At 50.8% G+C, this 11,932-nt stretch carries 10 protein-coding genes; 5 read left to right on the top strand and 5 right to left on the bottom strand.

Annotation, left to right across the window (positions count from 1 at the left end; translation table 11 throughout):
* Positions 1-159 precede the first annotated feature (159 nt).
* Positions 160-1,062, top strand: coding sequence for a LysR family transcriptional regulator (locus INT21_RS05405; RefSeq protein ID WP_038484441.1), 903 nt, complete (start codon positions 160-162; stop codon positions 1,060-1,062).
* Positions 1,063-1,125: 63 nt separating this feature from the next.
* On the opposite strand, the gene gcvP is transcribed toward INT21_RS05405, so the two are convergent.
* Positions 1,126-4,020 (bottom strand): aminomethyl-transferring glycine dehydrogenase, encoded by a 2,895-nt coding sequence (gene gcvP, locus INT21_RS05400; protein ID WP_193060360.1) that lies wholly within the window; start codon positions 4,018-4,020, stop codon positions 1,126-1,128.
* A 77-nt stretch (positions 4,021-4,097) separates the two neighbouring features.
* Positions 4,098-4,487 carry a glycine cleavage system protein GcvH gene (gene gcvH, locus INT21_RS05395; RefSeq protein ID WP_172420886.1) on the bottom strand — a complete coding sequence of 130 codons (390 nt, stop codon included), beginning with the start codon at positions 4,485-4,487 and terminating at the stop codon, positions 4,098-4,100.
* 410 nt (positions 4,488-4,897) lie between these two features.
* Between gcvH and INT21_RS05390 the strand changes: the two genes are divergently transcribed.
* A complete protein-coding gene (locus INT21_RS05390) occupies positions 4,898-6,307 on the top strand; it encodes an alanine/glycine:cation symporter family protein (protein WP_089038426.1) in 1,410 nt (469 codons plus the stop codon).
* Positions 6,308-6,400: 93 nt separating this feature from the next.
* Complete coding sequence (gcvT, locus tag INT21_RS05385) at positions 6,401-7,513, top strand: glycine cleavage system aminomethyltransferase GcvT (protein WP_193084931.1); 1,113 nt, start codon at positions 6,401-6,403, stop codon at positions 7,511-7,513.
* A gap of 52 nt (positions 7,514-7,565) precedes the next feature.
* On the opposite strand, the gene INT21_RS05380 is transcribed toward gcvT, so the two are convergent.
* The 3 genes from INT21_RS05380 to INT21_RS05370 all read right to left on the bottom strand — a co-directional run bounded on the left by INT21_RS05380 (position 7,566) and on the right by INT21_RS05370 (position 10,371).
* Positions 7,566-8,513 (bottom strand): LysM peptidoglycan-binding domain-containing protein, encoded by a 948-nt coding sequence (locus INT21_RS05380; RefSeq protein ID WP_226912377.1) that lies wholly within the window; start codon positions 8,511-8,513, stop codon positions 7,566-7,568.
* Complete coding sequence (locus tag INT21_RS05375; RefSeq protein WP_193060361.1) at positions 8,450-9,331, bottom strand: acyltransferase; 882 nt, start codon at positions 9,329-9,331, stop codon at positions 8,450-8,452. The genes INT21_RS05380 and INT21_RS05375 overlap by 64 nt, the downstream gene beginning before the upstream one ends.
* Before the next feature lie 146 nt (positions 9,332-9,477).
* Positions 9,478-10,371, bottom strand: a complete 894-nt coding sequence (locus tag INT21_RS05370) for a LysR family transcriptional regulator (RefSeq protein WP_193084930.1) — start codon at positions 10,369-10,371, stop codon at positions 9,478-9,480.
* A 147-nt stretch (positions 10,372-10,518) separates the two neighbouring features.
* Here INT21_RS05370 and INT21_RS05365 point away from each other — a divergent pair, with 147 nt between their 5' ends.
* Together INT21_RS05365 and INT21_RS05360 are read left to right on the top strand one after the other, a co-directional pair.
* Positions 10,519-11,217, top strand: a complete 699-nt coding sequence (locus tag INT21_RS05365) for a CoA transferase subunit A (protein ID WP_009724478.1) — start codon at positions 10,519-10,521, stop codon at positions 11,215-11,217.
* Positions 11,218-11,262: 45 nt separating this feature from the next.
* Positions 11,263-11,928 carry a CoA transferase subunit B gene (locus INT21_RS05360; RefSeq protein ID WP_038484421.1) on the top strand — a complete coding sequence of 222 codons (666 nt, stop codon included), beginning with the start codon at positions 11,263-11,265 and terminating at the stop codon, positions 11,926-11,928.
* Positions 11,929-11,932 lie beyond the last annotated feature (4 nt).

Below are 11,932 nucleotides of genomic sequence, written 5' to 3'. Positions count from 1 at the left end.
AATTACGGAAAAAGTAACTCGATAACTTTTGCATAACCACTTAACTGAATTCAAGCAATAAGGGTAGTGACGGTCCTTAGCGTCCGTTTAAGAGTCGGATTGTGCTACTCTGTGCTCTCGTTAAGAGCACACGGTGGCTAGTCAAGATGGCGCTTTATTATGTTTAATGCCCAGTATTTTCGGACGTTTATAACGTTAGTGGAAACGGGGAGTTTCACACGAACTGCGCGCCGTTTGGAGATGACGCAGCCTGGCGTCAGCCAGCATATCCGCAAGTTAGAAAGCTATTTAGATAAACCGCTGATAGAGAGAAAGGGCAGAAGTTTTACGCTAACGGAGTCTGGACGAAGGGCTTATGATTATGCGTTGAAGCTATTTGCCGAGCATGAGCAGTTTCGCCATGGTTTAGATGACGACTCGCTGGATAGCGGTGAATGCCGGATTGCATCTCCAGGAAGTGTTGGCTTGATGTTTTATCCTTTTATTCTTGGTCAGCAGCAGATGCACCCCAACTTAACGGTCAATTACAGTTTTGCTTTTAATCACGAAATCGTTAATGACCTGCTTGAAGGCCGCTACGATATTGGCATCGTGACTGAGCAGGTCAACCATACCGAACTGACCTGCACGGTATGGCACAAAGAGCCATTATGTTTAGTCGTGCCTGCTGATTTTGCTGGCAGCACGCTAACCGACCTGATGGGCATTGGTTTTCTTAATTACTACGACGGCATTAATCACGCCAATGCACTGCTGCGCGCCAATTATCCAGACGAATTTCGTTCAATGACGCATTTTCGGCATCAGGGGTTTACTAACGAAGTGAGCATGGTGCTGGATGCGGTCGCGCGAGGGCTAGGTTTTACCGTTGTCTCACGCTTGGTGTTAGAAACCTCTCCTTGGCAACGCCAAGTAAAAGCGTTGGCGTTACCTCAAGGGATTAATGAAGTGCTTTATCTGCTGCGCCGGCGAGATTCGGTCTTGCCGAAACGTTATGAAAAGCTACTGGAGGGGTTTCATCACCAACGCCTGCAAGAAAAAACGCCCCTGGTGCCCGAATAACGAGCGCCAAGGGCGTTTAAGAGACAGGGATGTCTTGTCGTTTAATAGTGTATGCGTTGAGTATTAACGACGGTATTCGTCAATGCTAGGGCAAGTGCAGATAAGTTGCCGATCACCGAATACGTTATCAACGCGGTTAACCGCAGGCCAATACTTTGACGCAGCAACAGCATCAGTTGGGAAGGCGCCCAGTTTACGGTCATAAGGGCGTTGCCACTCGCTATCCATCAAATCTGCTTGGGTATGAGGGGCATTCACCAACGGGTTATTATCCAGCGGCCAATCACCCTTTTCGACGCGCGCAATCTCTTCTCGAATCGCGATCATGGCATCACAGAAGCGATCAATTTCGTAGAGTGACTCAGACTCTGTAGGCTCGATCATCAGTGTGCCGGGCACAGGGAACGACATGGTCGGTGCATGGAAACCGTAGTCCATCAGACGCTTGGCAATATCTTCTTCACTGATACCGGAAGCACTCTTGAGCGGACGAATATCGATGATGCATTCGTGGGCGACATTGCCGTTCTGGCCACGGTAGAGAATCGGGTAAGCACTCTCTAATCGCTTGGCAATATAATTGGCATTAAGAATAGCCAGCTCAGTTGCTTCGCGAAGCCCACGTGCGCCCATCATCTTAATGTAAGCCCAGGAAATTGGCAGAATTGACGCGCTGCCAAATGCTGCAGCGGAAACCGCACTGTTTTCTGGGTTAACACCATTAATAGGCGTAACCACGTGATTGGAAACGAAGGGGGCAAGGTGAGCTTTGACACCAATCGGGCCCATTCCCGGGCCACCGCCACCGTGGGGTATACAAAATGTTTTGTGCAGATTGAGGTGCGAGACATCACCACCGAAGTCACCGGGCCGCGTCAACCCCACCTGAGCATTCATGTTGGCACCATCCACATACACTTGGCCGCCATGCTGATGTACTACCTCGCAAACCTTGCGAACATGGGACTCGAAGACACCGTGAGTAGAGGGATACGTGATCATTACGGCAGATAGGCGATCACTGTGCTGCTCGGCTTTGCGCGTTAGATCATCCAGGTCAATGTTGCCGTTGGCGTCACACTCAACCACGACAACGTCCATGCTTAGCATGGCGGCAGACGCAGGGTTAGTGCCGTGGGCAGAGCTGGGGATTAAGCACACATCACGATGAGCTTCACCTTGTGCTGCCTGATAGCGACGAATAGCCAGCAGACCCGCATATTCACCCTGGGCACCTGAGTTGGGTTGCATGGAGATATGGTCATACCCCGTCACTTCCACTAAGAAGGCGGCTAGCTCATCAATCATTTGATGATAGCCGGCCACTTGATCGCGAGGGGCGAACGGGTGGAGGTGCGCAAACGCAGGCCAGGAGATCGGAATCATTTCACTGGTAGCGTTTAGCTTCATCGTGCACGAACCCAGCGGGATCATGGCATGAGCTAAGGAAAGGTCTTTATTTTCGAGACGTTTCAAATAACGCAGCATCTCGGTTTCACTGCGATAACGGGTAAACGTGGGGTGTTCCAAAAAGCTGCTTTCACGCCGATACAGCGCAGGAATGCCGCTAAGCTCGTCACTAATGACCTGTCCATCAAACGCTGCGACGGACAAGCCGTGCTCATCGCCTAACAGCACATCAAAAAGCGTCGCGACGTCGTGAGCCGTTGTCGTTTCATCCAGGCTAATGCCCACATCGCCATTGGCGAAGTAATGAAGGTTGATGTCATGCGTCATGGCGCGGCCATGAATTTTACCCGCATCTATTTGAGTCAGGCGGAGTGTATCAAACCAGCTGTCGTTCGCTAACGTGACCCCACCTTGCTTAAGGCCTTCCGCTAATAAAGTAGTGAGGCGATGTACGCGGCCTGCAATTTTGCGAAGACCCTCTGCACCATGGTAGGTGGCGTAGAAGCCAGCAATATTTGCTAGTAGTGCCTGAGCAGTACAAATATTGGAGGTCGCTTTCTCGCGGCGGATATGCTGCTCGCGGGTCTGCATGGCCATGCGCAATGCAGTGTTACCGCGGCTATCTTTTGAGACACCAATAATGCGGCCAGGAATCGAGCGCTTTAGCTTATCGGATGTGGCGAAGAAAGCTGCATGCGGGCCACCAAAGCCCATGGGGACACCAAAACGCTGGGAGTTACCGACGACGATATCAGCGCCCATTGCTCCTGGTTCTTTAAGTAGCACTAGGCTCAATAGATCCGTGGCGACGCACGTCATGATGCCGCGTTCTTTGGCAGCACTTAGTAGAGGAGAAAGGTCCGTGATGTTGCCGCTGGCGGAAGGGTATTGCACCAGGGCACCAAACACATCGTGTTCTGCCAGCGTTTCAGCGGGGCCACTGATTAGCTCAAAGCCAAAAAACTCCGCGCGAGTTTTAATAACGTCTAACGTTTGCGGAAATAGATCATCGGCAACAAAGAAGGTTGTTGACTTACTTTTCTTGTTGCTGCGCTTGCATAGTGCCATCGCTTCCGCTGCGGCGGTCGCTTCGTCCAGCAATGAAGCATTGGCAAGCTCCATGCCGGTTAAATCCATAATAACCTGCTGAAAGTTAAGCAGGCCCTCTAGTCGGCCTTGAGAGATCTCAGGCTGATAAGGCGTATAAGCGGTGTACCAGCCCGGATTTTCCAGCACATTGCGCTGAATGACCGCCGGCATGTGGGTGCCGTAGTAACCTTGGCCGATGTAGCTTTTAGCCACACGATTTTGGCGCGCCAGCTGGCTTAGGTAGTCTAGCGCTTCTGCTTCGCTGCGTGGGTCGTCCAGGGCTAACTCACGGCCAAGGCGGATATCGCTTGGCACGGTTTGCTCAATAAGATCTTCCATGCGCTGCAAATTGAGCGCTTTTAACATAGTGTCGACATCAGCGGGGCTAGGCCCATTGTGGCGTTTGATAAAAGCATCATGGTCGGCCAGTTCGGCCAAACGGCGTGTTTCAAATGGCATGGGAGGGTTCCGAACGTAATGAGAAAACCGCGCAGGGTGAAACTAGAAAGCCTGCTTTACGCAGGCTTTCCGACTAATTAATCGTCTGAACTAAGTGTTGCCTGGTAAGCATCTGCGTCTAGCAACCCTTCAAGGGCTGTGTCTGTCAGGCGCACCTTCATAATCCAACCACCTTCATAAGGCGCTTCATTGACTGTCTCCGGCGAATCTTCAAGCGCCTCATTCACTTCGATAACTTCACCGTTAACCGGCGAGTAAAGGTCAGAAGCCGCCTTAACAGACTCGATAACGCCGAACTCTTGGCCTTTGTTGAGTGCCTGACCGACTTCTGGCAGTTCAACGAAAACAACGTCACCCAGCGCTTCTTGGGCATGATCAGTAATGCCGATCGTGACGGTACCGTCTTGGTGGTCAAGTACCCATTCGTGGCTTGCGGCATAACGAAGATTGGCAGGAAGATTGCTCATGATGATTCCCTTTATGAAACAGTTGTCTGGACAGGAGCATACTAACGCCTGTCGTTCGCCTTGGCGACTATTGGCCAGTTCTAAGCTAGGCGATCTGTGCCCTATGTTAACGTGTTTCCGATCGGAAACAAATTTCTTCAACGCCCCATGGTGGCAAAAAAACACGTCGTGTTTCCTGATGCTTTATATCTGCTAGTTTTTTTGAAAACAGATGCTTTCTCTACTGAGTTGCGACATGACAATGGATGCGCACTAGGAAAATGGTGTAAAACATGCCAATTATGCGTTTTTTCAAAGCGTGAGACGCGCTATGGTGGAAACGTTTGATAACCTCAGCAGCATAAAACAAGGCAGCTTGACTGCCCGGTACCCATAATAAACGAGCTAACGAACAGGGTAAGGAGAAACACGTGGAAATACTAACCAACCTCCTAGGGGCAATTAACGGTGTCGTTTGGGGCCCGATAATGTTGGTCCTACTGCTAGGCGTAGGGATTTACTTACAGATTGGCTTGAAGCTGATGCCGATTAGAAAGCTTGGTGTGGGTTTCAAGCTCATGTGGAAGGGCCGCGACACTAAGCCTAGCAAAGCAGATGCTGACCAGACGTCTGCTGACCAAGACGGTGAGATTTCACCTTTTGATGCACTGATGACGGCGCTATCCGCGACGATTGGCACAGGTAATATCGCGGGTGTGGCAACGGCTATTGCGCTTGGTGGCCCAGGCGCGGTGTTCTGGATGTGGATCACTGCGTTAGTGGGGATGGCCACTAAATTTTCCGAAGCAGTTCTTGCTGTGCGTTATCGTGAAACCGATAGCACTGGCTACCACGTCGGTGGCCCGATGTTCTATATAAAGAATGGCCTCGGTAAGAAATGGCTCTGGCTGGGTGGGCTGTTCTCATTCTTTGGTGCGGTAGCGGCTTTCGGGATCGGTAATACCGTACAGTCAAACTCTGTAGCGGATGCAATGGACTCTACCTTTGGTGTTCCGCATTGGCTAACCGGCGTAATTATCATGGTGCTGGCGGGGGCTGTTATCCTCGGCGGCATTAAGCGCATTGCAAAAGTAGCCGGTAAACTAGTGCCCATCATGGGGATTGCTTACGTGATTGCCGGGCTGTTGGTCTTGATCGTGAATGCAAGCCAAATTGGTGAAGCGTTTGGTTTGATTTTCTATTACGCCTTTAATCCGATGGCAGCAGCGGGTGGCTTTGCCGGTGCGGCAGTCATGGCTGCTATCCGGTTTGGTGTAGCACGCGGTATTTTCTCTAACGAAGCAGGTTTAGGTAGTGCACCCATTGCACACGCAGCAGCGCAGACCAAAAACCCGGTTCGCCAAGGCCTTATCGCCATGCTGGGTACCTTTATCGATACGATTGTCGTTTGTACCATTACGGCACTGGTTATTTTGACCTCCACAGTATGGATTGATGGTGAGGCGGGTGCATCACTGACGGCGCTTTCGTTCGATGCTGCCTTGCCCGGTTTTGGTAACCAGATTGTTGCGATTGCCCTGGCTGTGTTTGCCTTCACCACGATTCTTGGCTGGTCTTTCTACGGCGAGAAGTGCTGTCAGTTCCTGTTCGGTACACGTTCGATTATGCTGTATCGCGTGCTGTTCGTTCTGGCAATCCCGCTGGGTGCTATCGCGCAGCTTGGTTTTATTTGGCTGATGGCTGATACCTTTAACGCTATGATGGCCATTCCCAACTTGATCGCGCTGGCGCTACTTTCGCCAGTGGTATTCAAACTTACCCGTGATTACTTTGCAGGCAAAGATGTGCTGCCGGGTGAAGCGCTAGATCATGATAAGTAAGCCCTATTCAACGTAATATGGGCCGATAAGATGTAATAGAGCCGGGAAGCCAGTCATGGCTTCCCGTTTCTCTTTCTCGACCGAGGAAATCCCATGACCGACCTTAAACAGACGCCACTTCATGAATTGCATCTTTCGCTAGGAGCCAAAATGGTTCCCTTTGCGGGTTATGACATGCCGGTGCAATACCCATTGGGTGTCAAAAAAGAGCATGAGCACACGCGTCAACAATGTGGGCTGTTTGATGTTTCTCACATGGGCCAAATAGCGGTTTCTGGCGACAATGTTGCTGAGGCGCTTGAGTCACTCATCCCAGCAGACCTAGTGGGGTTAAGCAAAGGTGAGCAGCGCTATGGACTATTAACCGGGACTGATGGCGGTATTATCGATGATCTAATGGCCGTCAATGCAGGTGATCATTTTTATCTGGTCGTCAATGCTGCTTGCAAAGAGCAGGATATTGCCCATCTGCGCACCAATCTTGCTGCTACTCATCACATTGAGGTGCTCGACCGTGGGCTACTGGCTCTGCAAGGCCCGCAAGCACGCGATGTCATGGAACGTTTGTGTCCCCAAGCGTGTGAGCTAACGTTTATGCAGCATGGCCGCTTCACGATGGCGGGGCAGGAAGTCTGGATTAGTCGTAGCGGTTATACTGGTGAAGATGGTTTTGAAATATCAGTAGCTTCTGATGCATGCCAGGCATTGGCAGAGCAGCTGTTAGCTGAGCCTGAAGTTGAAGCGATTGGCTTGGGTGCGCGCGACTCGCTTCGCCTAGAAGCAGGGCTGTGTTTGTACGGGCACGATATGGATATGACGACGACGCCTGTAGAAGCTGGGCTTATTTGGGCGATTGGTAAGCCTCGCCGACATGATGGGGAGCGTCCAGCAGGTTTCCCAGGAGCGGAGATTATTCTGCACCAAGTAGCCGCGAAAGATCATACGCGTAAGCGGGTAGGGCTAGTGGCAGAAGGGCGAGCACCAGTAAGAGAGGGCGCGCTTTTAGTTGATGCAAAGGGTAATGAAATTGGTGTTGTGACTTCCGGTGGCTTTGGGCCAAGTGTTGGTAAGCCAATTGCCATGGGGTACGTGGGGCGTGAATGGGAAGCGCCGGAGACCACAGTTTATGCGTTGGTGAGAGGTAAACAGTTGCCGATGGTTGTGACACCTACGCCGTTTGTGAAGCCAGGCTATTATCGCGGCTAACACCGCCACTGTTCATGAAAAAAGCCCCTGAAATTCAGGGGCTTTTTTTACTTCATCTTAATACTTGTCGGGGGTCGATAGGTTTTCCGCCTTGGCGCAGGTCAAAAAGCAGGTCGTAGCGCTGTGAGGCACTGCTTTGGCCGACATCACAAAGTGGGTCGCCTGTACTCACTTGCTGGCCGACACGGACTAAAATGCGTTCGCACAGTGCGTAGACGGTTTGTAAGTTATCCGCATGATGAATAATGACAACTTCGCCAAGCTGGCGCATTCCATCAGCAAAACGCACTTCACCTGGCGCGACTGCTTGGGCTTTGGCACCGGCTTGGGTGGCCAGTAGCATAGGTTGTAGCGTGCCACGGCTATCGGCACCAAAGCGGCGCACAATCCGATAATCCTCTAAGGGCCAGGGCCAACGACGTGCAGATGCAGGCAAGCTTGCGCTTGGCGTCGGTGCTGGCTGGCTAGTGCTGGAACTGCTGGCGCTGCTTGAGGTGGTGCTGCTACTCAGCGGTACACTGACAATTTGGCCAACTCTGAGCGCTGTGGGAGAGGTGCCAGGATTGGCACTCTGCATACGCCCTGATGTGGTGCCAAAATGGCGCGCGATACTTGAATAGGTATCGCCAGGCCGAATTTGGTAGCGATAGGGCCCGCCAGAGGGCGCTCGCTCTTGCTGGGTAGGTATTAATAAACGTTGTCCAACGTTTAAGCGTTGAGCATTTGTTCCAGGGTTGAAGCGTTCAAGACGTTCTAGTGGAACATTTGCTCGGTTGGCAAGTTTTCCTAGCGTATCGCCACGCTGTACCGCTACCCATTCACCATTTATTTGACCGGCAGTGCTACTGGGCACAGGGTTGTTTTGATCATTTGAAGAGGGAGAACCAGCACATCCCGCTAACAACGTTGCTAGCAAACAGGCCGCTAACCATCGAGCTAGTCGTGATTGGTTTGCTTGGCTAGCAAGGCGTCTTTTTCCTGCCAGAGTGAATTGATCCATGCGTGGAACCGTTCCTTGTGCTGCTGTTCTTCGTGATAGTTGGCTTCGTTCATCCATTGGGGAATAGCGAGTTGCCTTGCGTTAAGTGTGATGCAAGCCTCTTTTCCGCATAGAAAACCCCAGAAAGTTGGCGTTGGGTTTTCATAGCTGATGGTGACATCCAAAATGCCATCCAGTTTGTCACCAAGCAGGCTAAGCACCTGAGAGACACCGCCAGCCTTGGGTCTCAGTAAGTGCCGAAATGGGCTTTGCTGTTTTTCCCGTTTTGCTACGGTAAAGCGTGTCCCCTCGACAAAATTAAATATTGCAATGGGGGCATTTCTAGCTTGCCGGCAAACGCGCTCAGTTGATTCACGGTCGATAGTGGCGAGTTTAGGGTTTTTGGCAAGTTGCTCACGACTGAAGCGCCGCATAAAAGGGAATTCTAACGCCCAAAATGCCAGTCCGACGATAGGAATCCAAATTAACTGATGTTTCAAAAAGAACCGGGGCATTGGAATGCGGCGATGCAATGCCATAAAAAGAATGAAGATATCTGTCCAACTGCGGTGGTTTGAAATAACCAGCCACCATTGATGTGGGCTGAGTGAATCCGGAATGCTGATGTTTACATCAGGCTTGATCCACCGGCGCATCCACCACAGATTTGCGCCAATCCAATTGAGCGCAACGCGGCACAGACCATCAAGAATTCTCTGTTTTTGATGTCGTCCTGGGGTGATGACTTTTAACAGCGTTAACAAAATGAGTGGCACGCCCCAAAACAGTGTCGTTAGCGTCAGCAGCAACAGGCTGACGACTCCTTTGGCAGTAGACATACCACAGTTCCTTTTACGTATGATGACACCAGTGGTGCAATTTTAGCGCTAGGTGACCAATTTATAGGCAACCCCGCGTAAATGCTAAAGGATCACGCCCACGCTGCCCAGTATACTACCAAACCTTAGCATGCTTAACGGATGTGCTAGGGCGTCAGTGTCGGTGTGTTGATACCTTCGATTAGCACTTTGCTCAGAGCCTGTGCCGCGACAGATAACTCATGATGCGTCAGTATCCCCACTCGGCAGGCAATGCCTGGTGAGGTTAAGGGAACGCAACGAGCGCCGAGTTGGTGCATTTGCTGAATACACATTGAAGGCACGGCACTTACGCCTAAGCCATCGGCCACCATTCTACCAACGGTTGAGAGCTGATGGCTTTCAAAAGCGACCGGTAAGTCAATGTGTTGTTTGGCAAGTCCTTGCTCTAACAATCTACGCACCATTGATGGGCGTTGAAGGGTAATAAAATCCTGTTGTAACAAGGTGGCCCAGCTCAGTGTGTTGGCCTGGGCCAATCCTGATTGGGGGGGGACGACAGCGATAAACTGATCTTCAAAGAGTGGTGTGAACGTTAAGCTGCCGGTTCCTTCGGGTAAAAAGGCAATGCCGATTTCCACTTGGCGAGAGCGCACCATGTCGATGACTTCTTCGTTGATAACATCATGGACAGTAATATTGATCTTAGGATATTGCCGACGGAAGGTAACCAGGGCGCTGGGCAGTAAATTACACGCAAAAGAGGGCATGGCTGCTACGCTTAAACGGCCAAGCTGGAGAGTGAAGCGTTGGCGCAGCCGCTCTTCAGTATTATCCCACTGAGCAAGTAAATGCTTCGCCAGTGGGATAAGGGTTTCACCCTCAGGTGTGAGTCGGACGCTACGGGTACTGCGTATCAACAGCTTTCCCCCCAGCGAATCTTCAAGCCCTTTGATGGCCAAGCTGAGCGCTGGCTGAGACAGGTGCAGGCGCTCACAGGCTTGGGTAAAGCTCAGGGTTTGGGCTACCGCCAGAAAAGCGCGAAGTTGCTTAACGGTCATACGGACCCTTTAATAAATTTTTTATATAAATTGATAAGAAAAACAAACTTAACAAATATATCATCTGGTACAACACTGGCTATACAGATCCAACCGCATCATAACGACGCGTGCAACGTACCACCGATAATAATGCGAGGCATAACAATGGCAGGATTTGACAAGCGTGTATCTTCCTATGAGGAAGCGATGGAAGGTATCGAAAGTGGCATGACCGTTATTGCTGGCGGTTTTGGCCTTTGCGGCATTCCTGAAAATTTGATCGCTGAGATTAAACGTCGGGCTGTCACTGACCTCACGGTAGTGTCTAACAATTGTGGTGTTGATGGTTTCGGGCTAGGTGTGCTGCTCGAAGATCGTCAGATTCGTAAAATTCTCGCTTCTTATGTTGGCGAGAACGCAATGTTTGAACAGCAAATGCTTAACGACGAAATTGAAGTTGTGCTAACACCCCAAGGCACGCTGGCCGAGAAAATGCGCGCCGGTGGTGCGGGTATCCCTGCATTCTATACCGCCACAGGTTACGGAACACCTATTGGTGAAGGTAAAGAGGTGCGTGAATTTAACGGCCGCCACTATATTTTAGAAGAAGCCATTACCGGTGATTTCGCGATTGTTAAAGGCTGGAAAGCGGATCGCTATGGCAACGTCATGTATCGGCATACGGCACAGAACTTCAATCCCATGGCAGCCACCGCTGGAAAAATAACGGTTGTAGAAGTTGAGGAAATTGTTGAACCAGGAGAATTGGAGCCAAGCCAGATCCATACCCCCGGTATCTATGTGGATCGCATTATTCAAGGCTCATTCGAGAAGCGCATCGAAAAACGCACGGTACGTAGCTGATCGCTCTCTGGTTTAGACATTTTCACTCAATAAGAGGTATACACCATGGCTTTAACACGTGAGCAAATGGCACAGCGCGTTGCGCGTGAACTTGAAGACGGCTTTTACGTCAATTTAGGTATCGGCATACCTACGCTGGTTGCCAACTATGTACCTGACGGTATTGATGTCATGCTGCAGTCCGAAAATGGACTGCTGGGTATGGGGCGTTTTCCCACTGAGGAAGAAGTTGATGCTGATATGATCAACGCCGGTAAGCAGACGGTCACCGCTCGTCCTGGGGCTGCTATTTTCTCTTCAGCAGAATCATTCGCCATGATTCGTGGCGGTCATGTGGATCTGACCGTGCTGGGTGCTTTTGAAGTGGACCAAGAGGGGAATATTGCGTCATGGATGGTGCCAGGCAAGCTCATCAAAGGGATGGGCGGCGCGATGGATTTGGTTGCTGGCGCAGAAAACATTATCTGTACCATGACGCACGCCTCGAAACACGGTGAGTCCAAGTTGCTAGAAAAGTGCACGCTTCCTCTAACAGGGGCAGGTTGCATCAATCGCGTATTGACCGACCTGGCTTATTTGGAAATTAAAGACGGTGCTTTTATTCTCAAAGAGCGTGCCCCTGGTGTCAGTGTTGAAGAAATTATTGAAAAAACAGCTGGCAAGCTGATTGTGCCCGATCACGTTCCTGAAATGACGTTTGACGCTGAATAACCCT

Source organism: Halomonas sp. 3F2F (assembly GCF_014897805.1).
Classification (GTDB): Bacteria; Pseudomonadota; Gammaproteobacteria; order Pseudomonadales; family Halomonadaceae; genus Vreelandella.
This window is presented reverse-complemented; position numbering and strand designations above follow the sequence as displayed.